The 19,417-nt window shown below is 34.2% G+C and carries 18 protein-coding genes, 3 tRNA genes and 1 riboswitch; of the genes, 17 read left to right on the top strand and 4 right to left on the bottom strand.

The features are described from left to right. Positions 1–210 precede the first annotated feature (210 nt). Both Q0977_RS11600 and Q0977_RS11595 read left to right on the top strand, forming a co-directional pair. Positions 211–1,740, top strand: a complete 1,530-nt coding sequence (locus tag Q0977_RS11600; RefSeq protein WP_299513995.1) for an AbgT family transporter — start codon at positions 211–213, stop codon at positions 1,738–1,740. Between the two features lie 11 nt (positions 1,741–1,751). Then, a complete protein-coding gene (locus Q0977_RS11595) occupies positions 1,752–2,927 on the top strand; it encodes an amidohydrolase (protein ID WP_124218246.1) in 1,176 nt (391 codons plus the stop codon). Positions 2,928–2,988: 61 nt separating this feature from the next. On the opposite strand, the gene Q0977_RS11590 is transcribed toward Q0977_RS11595, so the two are convergent. Beyond that, positions 2,989–3,861 carry a LysR family transcriptional regulator gene (locus tag Q0977_RS11590; RefSeq protein ID WP_124218247.1) on the bottom strand — a complete coding sequence of 291 codons (873 nt, stop codon included), beginning with the start codon at positions 3,859–3,861 and terminating at the stop codon, positions 2,989–2,991. Positions 3,862–4,098: 237 nt separating this feature from the next. Here Q0977_RS11590 and tcuA point away from each other — a divergent pair, with 237 nt between their 5' ends. From tcuA to Q0977_RS11575, 3 genes are all read left to right on the top strand, one after another. Beyond that, positions 4,099–5,619, top strand: a complete 1,521-nt coding sequence (tcuA, locus tag Q0977_RS11585; protein ID WP_124218248.1) for an FAD-dependent tricarballylate dehydrogenase TcuA — start codon at positions 4,099–4,101, stop codon at positions 5,617–5,619. A 182-nt stretch (positions 5,620–5,801) separates the two neighbouring features. After that, positions 5,802–7,115 (top strand): CitMHS family transporter, encoded by a 1,314-nt coding sequence (locus tag Q0977_RS11580; RefSeq protein ID WP_299514003.1) that lies wholly within the window; start codon positions 5,802–5,804, stop codon positions 7,113–7,115. A 158-nt stretch (positions 7,116–7,273) separates the two neighbouring features. After that, positions 7,274–8,377 carry an AbrB family transcriptional regulator gene (locus Q0977_RS11575; RefSeq protein WP_299513972.1) on the top strand — a complete coding sequence of 368 codons (1,104 nt, stop codon included), beginning with the start codon at positions 7,274–7,276 and terminating at the stop codon, positions 8,375–8,377. A gap of 154 nt (positions 8,378–8,531) precedes the next feature. Here Q0977_RS11575 and Q0977_RS11570 read toward each other — a convergent pair whose 3' ends face one another. Next, positions 8,532–9,353, bottom strand: a complete 822-nt coding sequence (locus tag Q0977_RS11570) for an exonuclease domain-containing protein (protein ID WP_299513969.1) — start codon at positions 9,351–9,353, stop codon at positions 8,532–8,534. 226 nt (positions 9,354–9,579) lie between these two features. On the opposite strand from Q0977_RS11570, the gene Q0977_RS11565 reads away from it, so the two are divergent. From Q0977_RS11565 to Q0977_RS11510, 12 genes are all read left to right on the top strand, one after another. Then, entirely contained in the window at positions 9,580–10,086 is a 507-nt protein-coding gene (locus Q0977_RS11565; protein WP_299513966.1) for a GNAT family N-acetyltransferase, read from the top strand. Positions 10,087–10,164: 78 nt separating this feature from the next. Beyond that, positions 10,165–11,139: a nitronate monooxygenase family protein gene (locus tag Q0977_RS11560; protein WP_119415697.1), complete on the top strand. Its 975-nt coding sequence runs from the start codon at positions 10,165–10,167 to the stop codon at positions 11,137–11,139. A 179-nt stretch (positions 11,140–11,318) separates the two neighbouring features. Beyond that, positions 11,319–11,945 carry a class I SAM-dependent methyltransferase gene (locus Q0977_RS11555; protein ID WP_299513963.1) on the top strand — a complete coding sequence of 209 codons (627 nt, stop codon included), beginning with the start codon at positions 11,319–11,321 and terminating at the stop codon, positions 11,943–11,945. A 160-nt stretch (positions 11,946–12,105) separates the two neighbouring features. Beyond that, a complete protein-coding gene (locus tag Q0977_RS11550) occupies positions 12,106–12,774 on the top strand; it encodes a reverse transcriptase-like protein (protein ID WP_299513960.1) in 669 nt (222 codons plus the stop codon). Between the two features lie 140 nt (positions 12,775–12,914). Continuing rightward, the gene (locus Q0977_RS11545; protein WP_119415681.1) at positions 12,915–13,526 is read left to right on the top strand and encodes a YdhK family protein; all 612 of its coding nucleotides are present in this window, start codon (positions 12,915–12,917) and stop codon (positions 13,524–13,526) included. Positions 13,527–13,630: 104 nt separating this feature from the next. Then, a riboswitch (cobalamin riboswitch) is annotated at positions 13,631–13,813 on the top strand. Between the two features lie 179 nt (positions 13,814–13,992). Beyond that, positions 13,993–14,202, top strand: coding sequence for a hypothetical protein (locus tag Q0977_RS11540; protein ID WP_124218609.1), 210 nt, complete (start codon positions 13,993–13,995; stop codon positions 14,200–14,202). A gap of 323 nt (positions 14,203–14,525) precedes the next feature. Continuing rightward, positions 14,526–16,130 carry a M20/M25/M40 family metallo-hydrolase gene (locus tag Q0977_RS11535; protein ID WP_299513947.1) on the top strand — a complete coding sequence of 535 codons (1,605 nt, stop codon included), beginning with the start codon at positions 14,526–14,528 and terminating at the stop codon, positions 16,128–16,130. Between the two features lie 105 nt (positions 16,131–16,235). After that, positions 16,236–16,616 carry a PH domain-containing protein gene (locus tag Q0977_RS11530; protein ID WP_119415679.1) on the top strand — a complete coding sequence of 127 codons (381 nt, stop codon included), beginning with the start codon at positions 16,236–16,238 and terminating at the stop codon, positions 16,614–16,616. Positions 16,617–16,795: 179 nt separating this feature from the next. After that, positions 16,796–16,870, top strand: a tRNA-Gly gene (locus Q0977_RS11525). Between the two features lie 4 nt (positions 16,871–16,874). Continuing rightward, positions 16,875–16,967: transfer RNA gene (locus Q0977_RS11520), tRNA-Ser, on the top strand. Between the two features lie 4 nt (positions 16,968–16,971). Then, positions 16,972–17,044: transfer RNA gene (locus Q0977_RS11515), tRNA-Phe, on the top strand. Between the two features lie 111 nt (positions 17,045–17,155). Continuing rightward, on the top strand, positions 17,156–18,094 hold the full coding sequence (locus tag Q0977_RS11510; RefSeq protein WP_124218606.1) for a DMT family transporter: 939 nt from the start codon (positions 17,156–17,158) through the stop codon (positions 18,092–18,094). A 347-nt stretch (positions 18,095–18,441) separates the two neighbouring features. On the opposite strand, the gene Q0977_RS11505 is transcribed toward Q0977_RS11510, so the two are convergent. After that, positions 18,442–18,645, bottom strand: coding sequence for a twin-arginine translocase TatA/TatE family subunit (locus Q0977_RS11505; RefSeq protein WP_119415677.1), 204 nt, complete (start codon positions 18,643–18,645; stop codon positions 18,442–18,444). A gap of 98 nt (positions 18,646–18,743) precedes the next feature. Next, positions 18,744–19,265 carry a hypothetical protein gene (locus Q0977_RS11500; RefSeq protein WP_119415676.1) on the bottom strand — a complete coding sequence of 174 codons (522 nt, stop codon included), beginning with the start codon at positions 19,263–19,265 and terminating at the stop codon, positions 18,744–18,746. Positions 19,266–19,417: the final 152 nt, after the last annotated feature.

Raw genomic sequence — 19,417 nt, 5'->3', positions numbered from 1 at the left:
GGTGACTTTATTCTATCAAGAAAAGGTCTTCCTTTTTCTATTAAAATTTCTATTTACACAAAATATTTTATACTCTCTTATAAAATCAATCAAATAATAAAGATATTTTGTTAAATGTTACAAAAAAATCTTATTTTGATGAAATTTAACTATATTAATATTTTTAAATATTCAGTATAATAATAATATTCAGACAAAAGGAGGGACCTTATGCAAGATATTGTTAATGTACGAAAGAAAAAAACGATGATTGAACGATTTTTAGATGGAGTTGAAAAGGCAGGAAACAAATTACCAGATCCAGTCACCCTTTTTGTAATAATGGCATTCATCGTATTAGGGTCGTCTTGGATATTATCAAAGTTTAATGTTTCAGCAGTGAAACCCGGTACAAATGAAAAAATTGCAGTTGTCAATTTACTCAATCAAGAAGGTTTAATAAAGATAATTAATGAAATGCTTACAAATTTTACATCCTTTCCGCCATTAGGAATGGTAATTGTGACGATGTTAGGGATTGGATTAGCCGAACAAACGGGCTTAATCGCTGCATTAATGAAGAAATCAGTTATGAGTGCACCACAAAAATTAATCATACCATTTTTAATCTTAACAGGATTGGTTGGGAATTTAGCAGCAGATGCAGCATTTATTGTTTTACCTCCGATTGCTGCTTTAATATTTATGAGTATTGGGAAAAATCCACTTGTTGGTTTAATCGTTACATATGCAGCTATTGCTGGAGGGTTTAGTGCAAATCTTTTAATAAGTTCACTTGACGTTTTACTTCTTGGGATAACGGAATCTGCTGCTCGACTAGTAGAAACAGGTTATACGGGTAGAGCAACGATGAACTATTATTTTTTAATTGCATCTACATTTGTATTAGTTGCATTGGGTACATTTGTTGCACATAAATTTACAATACCAAGATTTGGTGATTATAAAGGGAATGTTGAAAAACTTGAACCTATTTCTTCTCTAGAAATGAAGGGGCTTAAATGGGCAGGCATTATAACAGCAATTTATGTTCTAATAATTTTAATCGCTGTTGTACCATCAAATGGTATTTTAAGAGATCCAGAAACAGGTGGCTTTTTATCATCACCTTTTATGACAGGAATCGTCCCAATTATGCTATTCCTGTTTTTATTGCCAGCTTTGGCATATGGAATTGTCACCAAAGTGATTAAAAGTGATAAAGATGTAGCAGATAAAATGTTCAAATCAATAGCAGATATGTCTTCCTTTATTGTACTGGCATTTGTAGCTGCGCAGATGATTGCATATTTCGGTTGGAGCAATATAGGTCCAATTATGGCGATAAAAGGTGCAGAAGCATTACAGGCTATGAATTTTACTGGATTGCCAATGATTATTGGTTTCATCATTATCTGTGCAGGTATTAATTTATTAATTGCTAGTGCATCTGCAAAATGGGCTTTATTAGCACCTATTTTTGTTCCAATGTTTATGTATTTAAACTATAGTCCTGCTCTAACACAAGCCGTTTATCGTGTAGGAGATTCTATCACAAATCCAATTACACCAATGTTAGCATATTTTGCAATTTTACTTGCCTTTGCGAAAAGATATGATAAAAACATTGGAATCGGTACACTTATTTCTGCATTACTTCCGTATTCAGTTATTTTTGCTATTGGATGGATTATATTATTTAGTCTTTGGTTTTTACTAGGACTTCCTTTAGGACCTGGGGATTCAATTTATTTAAAGTGAGGCGAGGATGAATGGAAAAGCTATTTAGAATATTAGAAGATTCTTTTGGCGAAATGGTTGAAATACGTAGGTATCTTCATGAAAATCCTGAATTATCTTATCATGAAGTGCATACGCCAAAATACATCGCTGACTATCATCGTGCATTAGGTCATGAAGTTAGAGAAGGTGTTGGGGGGCGTGGAGTTGTTGCAAAGTTACAGGGTGCTAAACCAGGAAAAACAGTTGCCCTTAGAGCTGATTTCGATGCGTTAGCTATTCAGGAGCAAAACGATCTACCCTATAAATCAAAAGTGGATGGCGTTATGCATGCTTGTGGTCATGATGGGCATACTGCAACGCTCCTAGTCTTAGCAAAAGCATTAAACAAATTACAAAGTGAGATAGAAGGTACAATTGTTTTTATACATCAGTTTGCAGAAGAAATTGCGCCAGGTGGGGCAATTGCGATGATCGAAGATGGATGTTTAGAAGGTGTAGATGTCATTTTTGGTACGCATCTTTGGGCTACGGAACCTTTAGGAAGGATTTCGATAAAAGATGGACCAATCATGGCGGCTGCCGATGCTATTGATATAACTGTTAAAGGCAAGGGTGGACATGGTTCAAATCCGAGCGATACTAAAGATTCAATAGTTATTGCGGCACAATTTATAACAAATCTTCAGCAATTGGTTTCAAGACGAGTAAAACCAATAGAACCTGCAGTTGTATCTATTGGGCATATCGAAGCATTAAATCCATTTAATGTAATAGCGGATTCAGTTAAGATGAAGGGAACAGTCCGAACATTTGATGAATATACAAGAACATTACTTGAAGAAGAGATTGAAGAAGTACTAAAGGCATCTTGCTATTTGACAAAAGCTGAGTATGATTATCGTTATTCCAGGGGTTATCCAGCTGTGATGAATCACGAAGCAGAAACTAATTTTTTGGTTGAAATCGCTCCAAAAGTAAACGGAGTAGAAGAACTGAAAATATGCGAACCGTATATGGGTGGAGAAGATTTTGCATACTATTTGCAACATGTTCCAGGTACTTTCTTTTTTACTGGAGCTCAAAATCCAGAGTGGGATGAAACCTATCCTCATCATCATCCGAGATTTAATATTGACGAAAGAGCATTATTAATCGCTGCTAATGTCTTAGGAGCAGCTACTTTAAACTATTTGAAAGAAAAATAGATTATTTAGGAACCACAAGGTCGATTCAAGCCTTGTGGTTTATTTAAGTTCATGCAATGCGTTATAGACTTGTATTTTCTTTATATTCTTTGAGAAAGTCTATGAAGGCTTTCACATGCTTTAATTCCAAAGCTGTTTTATGGTACATAAGCCATGTATTTCTTGTCACATAGGAATGATCTTTTGCTGTTAATGGAATGGTGTACAATGGCTCCTCTTTTTGAATGCAGATTTCCGGAAGAATAGAGTAACCTAAGCCATTTAAAACCATTTGTTTGCAAGTGTCGCTACGATCAGTTTCCATTGTTATTATTGGTGGGACAGTATAGGTTTGATTCCACCACATATCGATGGTGTTTTTTAGTGACATATCTGTTTGATAATTGATCCTAGGTAAAGAGGGAAGATTCATAGCATCGATTTCTGTATTGGAGACAATGCAAATTTTTTCTTCTTTCAGTAGAATTTTATCTCCTGGCCAGTCATAATTGCCCCGAATAATACCCAGGTGAGCTTCTTCTTTTTGAAGCATAAGATTTACCTCTGAGCTCCATCCGGTTTTTAAGTTAACTTCTACATCGGGGAATATGCTAAGAAATTCTTTTAGTAAAGTTGGGAGTTCATAGCGTGCGAACATGCCTGATACAGCTAATCGTAGTGTTCCAGAAATGCCGTCCTTCATATTGACGAGTTGCTCTTTTGTTGTTTGTAATAGGGCAAGCATACTTTTTGCATACTCTGCCAAAAATTCACCTCTTGGAGTAAAATCAACGCCACGGTTTCCTCTAGTTATAATTTTAATATTAAATTCTTTTTCTAATTCTTTAATTCGATAGGTCAGGGCCGGCTGAGAGATATATAATCGTTTAGAAGTTTTAGTGATGTTTTTTTCCTCAAGTAAAGTGGATAAGATATGCCAGTCTTTTTCGTTCATGGTGACCTCCTGCCTAATTGTTATGATATATATGGCTTTAACAATCACAAATAGATATAAAAATCTTTTATGGTTTTCAATAAATATACAGTATTTTTTAAATATTCAATCAGAGTATATGATATAAATATATAATTTTCAATCTAATTGAAAGAAAAAGTTTCATAGATAAACTTTTGGTGGCTTAATGCACTTCAATTTGGTTGTATACATGAAATCTACAGGAGGGATAAGATAATGAAGAATAATCTAAATTTTTCGTTAATTTATGATGTAGTCGTAGTAGGGGCAGGAAATGCCGCTTTATGCGCAGCAATTTCAGCGAAAGAACAGGGAGCCAATGTACTTGTGTTAGAACGCGGTCCAATTGAGAAGCGAGGTGGCAATTCCTTTTTTACAGATGGAGCCATTCGTGTAGCATATGATGATTTAAATGCAATTAGAAAGTTGATTCCGGATTTGACTGATGTGGAAGCTGATGCAATCGTGATGCCTACGTATTCTGAAGAAGATTATTACAATGATTTGATGCGTGTAACAGAAGGGAAAAGTAATCGACTCTTGGCTAAACAACTTGTTTCTAAATCATATGAAACTATTAAATGGATGAAGGAACAGGGAGTACAGTTTGAGTTGAATTATGAAAATCAATCATTTGAGCAAGAAGGAAAGTGTCATTTTTGGGGAGGATTACCTATTAAAACTGTTAACAAGGGAGTAGGTTTAATAAATAGGCTTTTCCTAAGGGCAGAAGAATTAGGCATCGATATTCAGTATAATGCGCGTGCTATAGAGCTGGCTTCTCAAGATGGACATATTACTGGACTGATTATTGAGCAAAATGGTAAGCGACAAACAATAGAAGCTTCTAGCGTAATTCTAGCATGCGGTAGCTTTGAAGCAAATAAAGAGCTAAGAGCACAATATATAGGGGAAGAGTGGAATGCAGCCATAGTCAGAGGAACAGAATTTAATACAGGAGATGGCATTTCTATGGCGTTGGCGGTTGGAGCCCAAAAGTATGGTGAGTGGTCAGGCTGCCATTCTATTGGAACCGATTACAAAGCTCCGCGTGTAGGGGATTTTACGAAACCGGGAGATATATTCAAGAAGCATTCGTATCCGTATAGCATAATGTTGAACCGCGAAGGTAAAAGGTTTGTGGATGAAGGGGCTGATTTCAGAAATTATACCTATGCGAAATATGGGCGTGAAATTCTGAAGCAACCTGACCATATAGCATATCAAATCTACGATTCACAAGTAAGACCAATGCTACGAAAAGAATATGATTTAGAAGAGGCAACTTATTATCAAGCAGATACGCTTGAAGAGCTGGTGAAATTACTTCCGGTAGATCAACAACAATTTATGAAGACAATCCAAAATTACAATGATGCGGTCCAAGAAGGAGAGTATGATCCTACCAAAAAAGATGGAAAAGGAACAAATGGAATTGTACCATCTAAGTCGAATTGGGCGCTGCGTATTGAAAAAGGACCTTTTTACGCTTTCCCAGTAACTTGTGGTATTACTTTCGCTTTTGGAGGATTGCATGTAGATATAGAAGGTCGTGTATTAAATAAAGAAAGTAAACCAATAAAAGGACTATTTGCGGCAGGAGAAATGATTGGGGGAATTTTTTACGGGAATTATCCAGGTGGTTCTGGTCTGATGTCTGGAGCTGTTTTTGGAAAATTAGCGGGTACATCCGCTTCCAAGTATGTTCATGGTAATAAAGGCATAGTAACTAAATAGTAAATTTTTTTAGAAAGTATTATGAAGAGAGCATGTATTGCTTGGTAGGGGAAATTCCTTCTTTGAAATACATGCTTCAAATGATATTGCTTGGAATTCCGGTACAAGGTATTAGGATGGAAACTGTTTAATTTATCGTAAATAGAAAGCGTTTTCACCCTATAGAAGAGGAGGCGATCGTTATTTTAGCTGTAATGGGTTTTTCAATGATTGCTATTTTTACATTTCTAATCATGTCAAAAAGAATGTCGCCAATTGTAGCTTTAATGATTATACCTTTGTTGTTTGCAATACTTTGTGGTTTCGGGACAGAAGTTGGAGACATGATGCTGGAAGGCGTAAAACAAGTGGCGCCGTCTGCTGCTATGCTATTATTCGCAATACTATATTTTGGAATCATGATTGATGCAGGGCTCTTTGATCCACTAATTACAAAAATATTAAAGATTGTAAAGGGCGACCCGGTTAAGATTGTAATGGGAACAGCTGTATTATCCCTTTTGGTGGCACTGGATGGAGATGGAACGACGACATATATGATTACTGTTTCGGCATTCCTACCATTGTATAAAAGAATGGGAATGAATCCTCTTATATTAGCGACAGTTGCAATGCTTTCTCTTAGTATTATGAGTAGTATGACTCCTTGGGGAGGACCAGCAACGAGGGCAATTGTATCTTTAGGAGTTGATCCAACTGAATTTTTTGTTCCACTTATACCGACGATGTTAATTGGTGCTATATGGATAATTTTCATCTCGTATCTCTTGGGTAAAAAAGAAAGTAAGAGATTAGGAGTTGTGGAAATACAAAAGAAAAACGAGGATTATGAGATTTATTCGGAACAAGCAGCTACGTTAGAACAAAAACCACTGTTACGGATGGACAGATGGTGGATTAATTTACTATTGACTGCAATACTGATGATTGTGCTTGTCTGGGGGATTTGGCCTGTTTCCGTACTATTTATGATTGGTTTTGGCTGTGCGTTGATGGTAAATTATCCGAGCCTAGAACAGCAAAAAGAACGAATTGTCTCACATGCAGGAAATGCTTTAACTGTTACGGCGTTAGTTTTTGCGGCCGGCATCTTTACAGGCATTCTATCAGGGACAAAAATGGTTGGAGCAATGGCTACTTCACTTATTAACTTAATACCCGATTCTTTAGGGACTTTCTTTCCTATCATTGTTGCTGTGACAAGCATGCCTTTCACTTTTGTGATGTCAAATGATGCTTATTACTTCGGTGTGCTTCCAATTCTTGCTGAAACCGCAGCATCATATGGGGTGGATACAATAGAAATCGCTCGTGCATCAGTACTAGGGCAACCCATTCATTTATTGAGTCCATTAGTTGCTTCAACATTTTTATTAGTTGGCATGGTTAATCGTGATTTAGGGGATTACCAGCGGTTTGCGTTTAAATGGATGTTTTTCACTTCAATAGTATTAATTATACTAGCACTTTTAACTGGAGTTATTTCATATCGCTAATCATTAATTTACTGTAACTGAATGTTAAAGTGTTTATTTTATTAATAGAAAACACTATTATCACAGGAGTTAAGTTGTTCTAATTTTTCTTTTAAGGTGTGGGAAGCAAACAGCTTTACCTATAGGCAATATGAATTTTTTTATAGAGAAGGGTTTGTATGAAAAAGTGGAGTTCAATTAAAGAGAAGGCGATTGTTCAACTTTCTATATCAGGTATTGTTGCTTTTATTGGTGGATGGATATTTACTTTGATCCATGCGCCTATTCCTTGGCTACTTGGGAGTATGACAGCGATGTTATTGGCTTCACGAACTAAAGGAATGACATTCATTTGGCCTAAAGTCCTGAGAGATATAGGTTTAGTAATTGTCGGATATTCAATTGGATTGTCGTTTACACAGGATGCGCTAGCTGATATAGTTCATCATTTGCCTTACATGTTGCTGCTGACCTGTTTTATTATCCTTATGTGCGCTTGTATAGCCTTTCTGGTAACTAAACTATCAGGTATTGATTATCCAACTGCCCTCACAAGCAGTATTCCAGGAGGACTATCACAGATTGTAGTTTTTGTTGAAGAGGTAAAGGGAATCGATATAACCATTGTAACCTTCTTTCATGTTATTAGAGTCATGATGGTTGTGTTCCTATTTCCTTTCCTGGTTTTTCATTTGCCATTTACAGAAAAAGAAATTACATTTTTAAACGAGCATTCTTCTAGTGATGTCGACAAATGGAGGGGGTTATTTCCAAGTATCATACTGTTTACAGTTATTTGTGTATATGCAGGAAAGTTGGCACAAAAGTGGAAGGTGCCAGCCCCGTTTTTTCTTGGTCCTGTCATTGCAGTAACGATATTGACTTTATGTGGATTAGAAGGTCCGGAAATTCCATCAAGTTTATTGGACCTCTCCAAATTTTTAATTGGCGGTTATATAGGTTTGTTGTTGAAAACGGATAAATTGGCTAATAAGAAAAAAATGATTCCATTGGCATTTTTGAGTAGTTTCCTAATTATTTGTACTACTTTAGGTTGTAGCGTCTTCCTAGCGAATCAGTATAACTTGTCTTATGTTACAAGTTTTTTGAGTCTAGCGCCTGGAGGGATGGATCAGATGGGGATTATTGCATATGAAGTAGATGCTGATTTATCAACAGTTGCCAGTTATCAATTGTTCCGAATGCTCTTAATTTATATGGCTATCCCACCAATACTACAATTGGTATTGAAATGGAGGGTTAAGAAGAGCGCTAGTAAGTAAATTTACTTTAATATAGATTGATAGGTTTGAAGAGAAAAGGGTGTCTTTTGACAGCCCTTTTATTCGTGAAAATTTTTAATCATGTAGTAAAGAGGGGTACATCTTTTGATTTAATGTAAAGAGGGGGATTTCATTAATAATTTAACAGGTTTATTTACTTAAAATAGGTGCGAACTTTTTCTTCAGGAATAATTTTAATAGCAAAGCCATCTGCTTGCAATTGCTCGGCTTTTTGAAGTTTTGAGCTTTTTTGACCTGATTGTGCTTTTTGCCAGCTACTGTTACTAACAATAAGCATATCAGTTTGTTTTGTAACAGTATTGCTAAATATGCCACCATAAGATCGTATTTTCTTTGCAGCCATTGATCTAGTTAAACCTTCCAATCCACCTGTAAAAACAATTGTTTTTCCTTGGAAGTCGGTAGGAGAACTAAATGAGGAGTTTTGAACGGATAATTGTGATTGGTTATTTGTCAGTTTGCTAAGGGCAAAATCATTAAAATACTGTTCAAAACGTAAAATAAGTTCTGCAATTATTTCAGCTCTTTCTTTGTCTAATGAAATATTAAACTGTGATGCAATACTTTGTAGTGTATAAAATTGAAGATGCTTTAAGTTCTGTTTTGAAAATGAAAGAATATCGCCAAAATGACAGTATGGCATTAGCTTATTTATAGAAGTACACGCTTCTTCAATGACAGATTCATCAAAATCACGGTAATATGCTATCACAATTTGATTCGTTAACCAATGATTTAAAATGGGATAAAAATCCTCAAATGCAGATGAAAATCGCACCATATCTTCTGTAATACCATGATGAGAAGTATGGTATTCATCAAATGGTTGATCGGGATTAATATATGTAAATAGGGTATCTACTACCTGATTATCAACTATTTTTACAAGACCAATCGAGCAAATGCTATCTCTCCATTGATTGGCCGTCTCTATTTCAATTGCGATAAAATCCAATTAACTTCCTCCAGTAAATCTATAATGCAAACATTATACCAATAAGTTAAAAGAATGGGCTAAGAAATGTTCGAATTGGTGGTTACTTTTATTTTCAAAGAAAAAATGTTAAACAGCAAAAGACTAATTTATATTTTCATGTTCCTTTCTATCAAATTTATGTATATAATTCGATTGAATATTAAGAAAATATATATTAATCAAAATTATTTGTGAGGTTGATAGAATGGTAGAAATAAGGTTAGCAGAGGCAAGAGATGCTGAAAAAATGCTTTATATTCAAGAGAAAGTTATATCGGAAGAGAAATATTTAATAACAGAAATAGAAGAATTTTTTCAAACAGTAGAAGGGCAATCTAAGTGGATTGAAGCTAAACAATTAAATAAAAGAGAAGTTATTTTTGTTGCAGAAATTCAAGATGAGGTGGTTGGATGGATTGTATTCCAATCACCATCACGAATAAGGGTAGCGCATACTGGAAGTTTTGGAATGATGGTTTTGAAAGATTATCGTCAAAGAGGCGTTGGGAAAGCATTACTAAAAGTATTATTAGAATGGGCAAAAGAAAATCCTTTAATCGAGAAGGTTTGTTTAGGTGTGTTCTCAACAAATGAAAATGCTATTAAATTATATAAAAATATGGGATTTAAAGAAGAAGGGAGAAAAGTAAGGGAAATAAAATTAAACAGAAACGAGTATATTGATGACATTTTAATGTACAAGTTTGTATAAAGTATTAATATAGGTTTTTTTATACTATAAACTGGTGGAAATGAATGAAGTTCTAAATGAGAGGGAGGCTGTTTGATGATGAAAACACGTGTAACTGAGATATTAGGTATTAAATATCCAATTATTCAAGGGGGGCTTGCATATTTAGCTTATGGAGAGTTAGCTGCGGCTGTTTCGAATGCAGGTGGATTAGGGCAAATTACTGCTGCAACATTAAAAACAGCGGAAAGACTTCGAGAAGAAATAAAAAAAACACGTTCATTAACAGATGAACCATTTGGTGTGAACTTTGCTATTTCACGCCATGATGGAAAATATGAAGAATTGTTAGAAGTTGCAATTGAAGAAAAAGTAGCAGCTATTTCAATTACAGGAGGAAATCCTAAACCAGTTTTAGAGAGATTAAAAGATGAACCAATTCGGAAACTTGTCCTTGTTTCAGGTGTTAGACAAGCACAAAAAGCTGAAGAGCTAGGTGCGGATATCGTAATGGCAGTTGGACAAGAAGGGGGAGGACATCTTGGTCGAGAAGATATTGGAACCATGGTACTTGTACCAAGAGTTGTTGATTCTGTATCTATACCCGTATTAGCGAGTGGTGGTATTGGAGATGGAAGAGGGTTACTTGCAGCACTTGCACTTGGAGCGGAAGGAATTGAGATGGGAACACGATTTATTGCAACAAAAGAATGTATTCATGCAAGCGATGTATATAAAGAAGCACTAGTTAAAGGAAAAGAAACAGATACTGTTGTCATTAAAAAATCTCTAGGAGCGCCTGCACGTACTATTAAATCACCTTTTACAGAAGAGATTATTCGTAAAGAGCATAACGGAGCTACGTATGAAGATTTAAAAGATTACATTAGCGGAAAAGCAAATTGTAATTATATTTATGATGGTAATTTAGAAACTGGTTTTGGGTGGGCCGGTCAAGTAATGGGGTTAATCAATGATGTACCGACAGTGCAAGAACTGATTGATGGAATGATTCAAACAGCTAATATTAAAAGAAAGAATCTTAAAGAAATATTTGAACAACCTAATATTTGAAAATCATTGCTTCCAGAAAACAGGTCATTATGGTAAAATCCAATTATTACATAAAAGGGGAGATTAATATGGAAAATACACTAATTTGTAACGATATCAATACTTTAGAAGGTAATATTAGCGAATAATCTTTAAAAATAAATACTCGATTATTCGCTTGAATAATTGGAGGAAATTGAATGTTAAACAAATTAGGTTTTGATTTATGGGCAAACGAGTATGATCAAACAGTTAAAGTTAGTGAAGAAAATGATCAGTATCCATTTGCCGGATACAAAGAGATTTTAAATACCATCTACAACGAAATCATGCAGAAAGAACAATCCAATGTGTTAGATATAGGTTTTGGTACGGCTGTTATAACATCAAAGCTATATGAAAATGGTCATCAAATAGATGGAATTGATTTCTCAACAAAAATGATTGAAATAGCTAAACAAAAGATGCCACAAGCCAATTTAATGGAATGGGATATCTCGAATGGGGTCCCACATTTCTTAAGAGAAAATACGTATGATTCAATTTTAAGCACATACACATTACATCATTTAACGGATAACGAAAAGGTAATGTTTATCAAGAATTTGCTTCCTCTATTAAAAGATAAAGGAAAGCTATTCATTGGAGATGTTGCTTTTCAAACAAGAGAACAACTTAATACATGTAGAATTGAAAGTATAGATTATTGGGATGAGGACGAATTTTATTTCGTATTTGAAGAAATAGCTTCTAAGTTAAGCAATTTTTGTACATGTGAATTTCATCCAATTTCCCAGTGCGGTGGAATTTTCGTTATTTCTAACTAAGTAATATCATATTAATCCTTTAAACTGTTGGTTAACTAGATTACTAGCTAATCAACAGTTTTTTATATACGAAAATTTAACTGAAACATTTATAAATTATGTTTACAATGGAGAAAATAAGTTAAAATATATTGAAAATATTTTAGTTGGAGGATATCATATGAACCTCATCATTGAATGGATTTACAAAACATCCAGAGGAGTAGAAACGGTATTTCGCTCAGAAGAAATATCGGCAGAGAAAGCATATAAAATTGCTTTAGATATAGAGAAAACAGGAAGAGTGAAGAACATAACATTTATAGATCAATTCGATAGTTCATGGACTATGAAAGAGCTAAAACGTTATTTAACGGAAGTGGAAGGAGAACCACATAATATTACAGTCTATTTTGACGGTGGTTATGATAGAGAAACGACTATATCAGGTTTAGGTTGTGCCATCTATTTTGAGCAAAATGGCAAGCCGTTTCGGGTTAGAAAAAATGCACAAACAGTAGGGTTGAAATCGAATAACGAATCCGAATATGCAGCACTTCAACTAAGTATTACAGAATTAGAATTATTAAATGTTAAGAATACGAATGTTCGATTTATCGGTGATTCGCAAGTCGTTATTAACCAAATGAGTGGTGAATGGGCAGTACTAGAACCAGAGTTAATGAGTTGGGCTGACAGAATTGATAATAAGTTAAAAGAACTAGGCATCCAAGCAGAATATGAGCATGTATCTCGAAAGTTGAATGTAGAAGCTGATCGACTAGCAACTCAAGCGATACATGGTATAGAAATTATTGCACAAATAGAATTAATATTGGAACATGATTGATAGAAATTAGAATTTTTTCTCTATAAATTTTTTTATTGCGTTCTTCTATTGTTTAAAGAATGGAATATCGGGAATACTTTTCTCAAAGAGTATAAGTCCGATATTGCGTGAACATATAAGTGAAACTTGGAGGAAACAGCATGAAAAACAAAATGAAAATAATCATCTTTGTATTCACAGCGTTAATCACATTATCTGGCTGTGGCAATGTTTTAAAGGGAGAAAATATTGATGTAAACAAAAATGTGGATATAGCTCCTGATGATAATTTAAATTTAGATGACAAACAAACTGTAACAGAAGAAAATAATCATATGAATCATAACAATTCTGGTGTAGTTTTAGGAGATATTAAAAAAGCTAAAAATCCAACGTATCCAGTAGGAAGTCAAGTAATCGTTCAAGCCAATCATATGGTTGGCATGAATGGAGCAAAAGGAACGATTGTTGGTGCATATGAGACTAATGCCTACTCAGTCAGTTATAAACCAACTACTGGTGGAAAAGAAGTCAAAAATCACAAATGGGTGATTCAAGAAGAAATAAAAAAAGCAGCCGGTAAAATTCTACAACCAGGAGCGAAAGTGACCCTTGATGCAGACCATTTGCCAGGTATGAAGGGTGCTATTGCTACAATTGAATCTGGAATTCACACAACAGTTTACATGGTCAACTATAAGCCAACTACTGGTGGGAATGAAGTGAAAAATCATAAATGGTTGATTGAAAGTGAACTAGTAGCAAATATATAAAAAATTAAAAGAAATTTCTATGAGATTTTAAATAGAAGTTTCTTTTTTTGTGATAAAGATAGATTATATAATCTACTAATAACAATATGTTATAATGAGAGAAACGGAATAAGAAGAAAAAGGGTACAAATCATTTTTTGATTTGTTTAAAAGGGAAGATCGGTGAGAATCCGACGCTGTCCCGCAACTGTAATTCAGAGCAAATCGCAAAAACCACTGTCAAAACGGGAAGGTGCGATGAGCAGAGAAGATAAGCCAGGAGACCTGCCTTTTTTCGAGTACAGCCATATAACCTACGAGGATAGGAGGTGTAGAGTGTGACAGAATATCTTCTGCATGCTCATTGTACGACAAAACCGCAAAGTTCTCCCTTTTTTAGAGGGCTTATTTTGCTATGGTCGAAGTCGTATAAGAGAGCAAGTTTTTCATAACACATCCTTCTAAATGTTGACGGATGTGTTTTTTTATGAGAAAAGGAGAGAAAACGATGAATCATGAAATTGTCACCATGTATGAACAAAAGATGAAGCAGCAACTAATGATATCTGTTGGGACTTCTAAATCAATGTCTTTGAAAGAGATTACACGAGAATTGATAGAAGAAAATTGTGAACAGTATTTAAATATTAACTACGCTTATTTAAATGTTAAACATGAAATAATAGGAAGTTATTAATTTGAGTACTTTTTGAAATTTTAAATTTTATAGGCTTTTTTAGAAATAATAATATAGTTAAGCGCATGAAAACATAGAAGATTGTTTCCATGCGCTTTTTAGTTTTATATTCCGATTTATGTTATTTTACCTGACATTTAAATAAAAAATAAATGCGCTTTTTATATTATTTTGTTTGATTGATAATTTTGTTAAAGGAATTTTTTAATATGTTAGGTTTTAATACATTGACTATATATAAAAACTTACGTATATTCAAAATATAAGATTACCTATTTATAGGAGATGCTATTTAATAATGCCAAAGGATGGTGGGAAGAATGATGTGGAATACACCAGAGAAATTACGTTCGCTCCTTTGTGAGCTTGTCAGTTGGGAAAGTCAGACAATGACAAAAGGGGAACAACTATTTTCAAGTAAACTAAAAGCAAAATTACAGCAACTTCAATACTTTAAGGAAAACCCATCTTATCTAAAACTTTGTGATGTTGACCGCGGGAGACAAGTTGTTTCAGCATTATACAAAAATTCACATGTAAATGAAACTGTAGTTTTAATTAGTCATTTTGATACAGTACAAATTGAAGAGTACAGTTCATTTATTCCTATAGCAACTATGCCTGAAGTGTTAACGAATGCTTTTAAGGCAGATCCAAGTATGCTAAACGAATCTGCCAAAAAAGATTTAGTAAGTGGGGATTACTTATTTGGCCGAGGGGTAATGGATATGAAAATCGGCTTAGCACTACATATGCAAATCATTGAAAGAGCTATTGCGGAAAAATGGCCTATTAATCTACTAATTGTTACTGTACCTGATGAAGAAGTCAATTCAGCAGGCATGCGACAAGCAGTGAAACTTATATCAGAATTACAAGAAAAAGAAAATTTGAAGATTAAATTATTTTTAAATAGTGAACCTTCTTTTTCTCAAGGTCCAACTGATTTAAAAGAATATGTTTACTCTGGTTCAATTGGAAAGATTATGCCTGCAGCACTTTTCTATGGGAAAGAGACGCATGTAGGAGAACCTTTAAAAGGGATGACTGCACCTTTTATGAGTGCTTTTCTAACAGCAGAAATGGAATGGAATGAAAAATTTCTAGAAGAAGACTTTGGTGAACAAACCCCTCTTCCAGTTTCGCTGAAGTTAACCGATCTAAAAGAACAATATTCTACACAGACACCCTATCGTGCCATTTCGATGTTCAATGTTTTCCTCATGAAGCGGAGTGCCGGAGAAATCATGAACTTATTCGAAGAAGTAGCGAAAGAGGCTATGAGAAAGTGTCAAACACGTTACGAGGTAATCTGTAAGAAACAAGGCGTTTCAACAATTGGCAAGATTCGTGTAGTTCGATTTGAAGAATTATATACGTATGCAGTTAATAAAATGGGTATAAAGCAGGTAAAAGAATTAAAGGAATCTATATTATCGAATGACACATTTGACGATCGTGAAAAGTCATTACGAATTGCAGATCAATTGATGATACGCTGCCAAGAATTAGCGCCAGCTGTAGTATTACTGTTTGCACCACCATATTATCCACCTGTAAATTCATCAGAAGATTCCCTGATACAAGGCGCGGTTTCCTTACTCCTTGAAGAAGCAAAAAAGTTCAATATTCCTCTTGAACAAATCCATTATTTTAATGGGATTTGTGATTTGAGTTACTGTCAATTTCAAGCTGTTAAGGATTGGAAGACATATGAAAAAAATTCACCAGTTTGGGGAGAAACGTATGATATTCCATTTGAAGAAATGTCGAAGTTTTCAGCTCCAGTCCTTAATGTGGGGCCGTTTGGGAAAGATGCACATCAAATTTCGGAACGTTTACATGTTAAAAGTGCATTTGAGGAAATGCCGGTATTACTCTATGAATTGCTGAAGTATGTAAGTAAAAATTCACAAGTTGTAGAATAATGAAATTTCAGCATATATTATTGTACAGATATCTAATCTGCATATATTTTTTCTCGCATTAACCGATTATAGAAGTTTCATTTTATATGAACAGGAGGAGCTATACTGGGATTATTTGATAATTTGATGGGGAATGCGACAGAAGTAAGCAAAGAAATTATTCATTCTGAGATAAAAGATCTAATTGCGAAAAATGAAAAAGTTGAGCAAGCATATAAGTTAATTAGAGACCTCTTTGTTTTTACAGATAAACGATTAATATTGATTGATAAACAAGGGGTAACAGGAAAGAAAATAGAATATCACTCTATTCCTTATAGAAGCGTAGTACACTTCTCCATTGAGACAGCTGGTACTTTTGATTTTGAAGCAGAACTAAAAATTTGGTTGTCTAATAGTGGTGAACCAATCGAGAAGAGGTTCACTAAACAATCAGATATTTATAAAATTCAAAGTGTATTAGCAGCTTATGTTTTAAAAGAATAAGTCGAATTAATATATTTTTCTATAATAGAGGAAGCTTTCTGCTGTGAATGGTAAGCTTCCTTGCTATTACTACAAGGTCTTACTATTGTGGTTTAAACATTACTTAGAAAGAGAGTGAGATAGAAAATTAGCATGAATTTAATAATAGTGTTACAATAACTATTATAAAAAAATTTTTTGCGGAAGTAGTTTAGTGGTAGAACATCACCTTCCCAAGGTGAGGGTCGCGGGTTCGATCCCCGTCTTCCGCTCCAAAATGGAGGAATACCCAAGTCTGGCTGAAGGGATCGGTCTTGAAAACCGACAGGCGGGTCAAACCGCGCGGGGGTTCGAATCCCTCTTCCTCCTCCATACTGGGTCGGTAGCTCAGTTGGTAGAGCATTAGATTGAAGCTCTAAGTGTCGGCAGTTCGATTCTGTCCCGACCCATAAAGAGATATTCAGAAAGTAAACTGGATATCTCTTTTTCTATTGTCAAAAGAATTATAGATGATACAATAATCATTAATGATTTTGATAATGGTTTTCGGGGGTAATTAGATGACTGAAAAAGACAGTCAGTTTAAAGGCATTGTTTTGGTTCTGTTGGCAGCGATCTTTTGGGCTGGAGCTGGAACTTTAGCTCAATTTTTAGTTCAGGAGAATGGATTTAGTATAGAGTGGTTAGTTGATCAAAGATTGCTATTAGCTGGTCTATTATTGTTAGTTCTTAATTATCGTAAAGAACATAAACGTATCTGGTCTATATGGAAAAGTAAACATGATGTGATTAGTATCCTTTTATTTAGTATAGCGGGCATGGTCGCAGTACAATATACATATTTTGCAGCAATTAAATACGGCAATGCTGCAACTGCAACAGTTTTACAATACTTATCGCCAGTAATAATTGTTGTTTATGTCGTTGGTAGAAATCGCAAGCTCCCAAATAAATATGAAGCTATAGCTGTATTGATGGCTGTATTAGGAACAATCCTATTAGTGACTCACGGTAAACTTACAGGTTTGTCTATATCAGGTAAAGCGTTGTTTTGGGGAATTACATCAGCATTTGCATTGGCTTTTTATACTTTGCACCCTGTAAAATTATTAGCGAGATACGGTTCTACTGTTGTAGTAGGGTGGGGGATGCTAATTGGTGGAATAGCCTTTAGTTTTGTTCATCCACCATGGAAGTTCGAGGGAACATGGTCTGTTTTGTCATTCTCCAGTTTTGTGTATATTATCATATTTGGCACACTTTTAGCTTTCTTTTTCTTTCTTGAAAGTTTTCGATATGTAAAACCGACAGTAGCGAGTGTACTTGCATGTGTGGAACCTCTTACTGCATCTATCTTATCAGTGCTATTTCTTCATGTATCTTTTGGAATTCCTGAATGGATTGGCACTTTTTGCATATTGAGTACTATATTCATATCAGCAAAAAAGCCGAAGAAATTAAAAGGGATTTCTGTAACAGAAGAAAATAATCACATATAAAACTTTAAAAGAGAGAATTCATTTCGAATTCTCTCTTTTAATATGATATAAAATGTAAATGAATAACTATGTGGCTTAATATTATCAGAAGTAAATGTATAAAGCAATAAAGAAAAGATATAATCTTTCAGGGGAAAGCATGAAACCAATTTATTCATCAAAAATTCATAAGCTAATTTATTATTTTTATTGCTTTCTAAATTTCTCTCCATCAATTATAACTTGAACTCTAATGTTAATACCCTTAGGTCCATGACTTACTTCATAAGTAATGGTAGAATTCATCAGGAAATTTATAAGAAGAGGCTGTCCGTAAGTATTTTACTTACAAGACAGCCTCTTAAAAGTTATTTATCTGAATCGGATTTATTTTCGTCAGATTTTTTTGTTATTGATACATCGTCTCTAAGCTCTTGAGTAGAGTTTTTGAATTCACGAATAGTATCACCAGCAGCTTTACCTATTTGTGGTAGTTTGGAAGGTCCGAATACAATCAATGCAATTACAAGAATAACGATTAATCCGGGCACACCGATGCTTGCAAGTCCCATAAGAAACCCTCCTTAATTTAAAAATAAATGATATTCTTCCGTAAATATTGTATATTACTAAACGGAAAAAGTGAAACAAACAGTATTTTCAGAATTTACTAGTTTAGTTGCGATTTGTCTAATTCTGATTGGAGAATATTTTTTTCTTTCACTAATTCTTCACCAGATTGCATTAAATCATAACGTAAATCAACAAATTTTTGTTGAATAGCCATATATTCAGCTTGAATTTCTTCAATTGCTTTATGAACATCACCGATTAAAGGCTTAATCTTTGATTTATCTTCGTCTAAAACAATATATTCATCATTATTGATAAATACTTCTATTTTAAAATGATTGTTTTCGATTGATAGATTGAAAAACATCTCAGCAAGAAAATGTTTGAAATGCTTGTGATAGGCTTTTTTAATGGGGCTACTTTCGGGTAGGTCTTGAAAGAGTTTTCCTATAGTTGCTTTCTTTTCAAAAATATCATCATAATCGATTAAACCAATTTTTTTTAAGAAACGTGTATATTCAATATCAAATTTTGCTTGCAGTACACGTAAATCTGCATCTAGGTATTTCATTTTGTCTTCATTGCGAAGCATGCGTTTACGAAGTTCACTCTGTTTCATATGTAAAAAATCCTCCAATTATTTCATTCCATCATTATATCAAATATTATTATTATATGATAGATATTTGATTGGAAATAATTTGAGTTTTAAAGAACAAAAGATAAACAATAATGGAACTAGTGAACTAATATCAATAACTGAGTATTCGT

This window comes from uncultured Rummeliibacillus sp. (genome assembly GCF_934216135.1).
In the GTDB taxonomy this organism is placed as follows: Bacteria; Bacillota; Bacilli; order Bacillales_A; family Planococcaceae; genus Rummeliibacillus.
The sequence above is the reverse complement of the archived record's forward strand: the minus strand, read 5'-3'. Positions and strand labels throughout refer to the sequence as shown.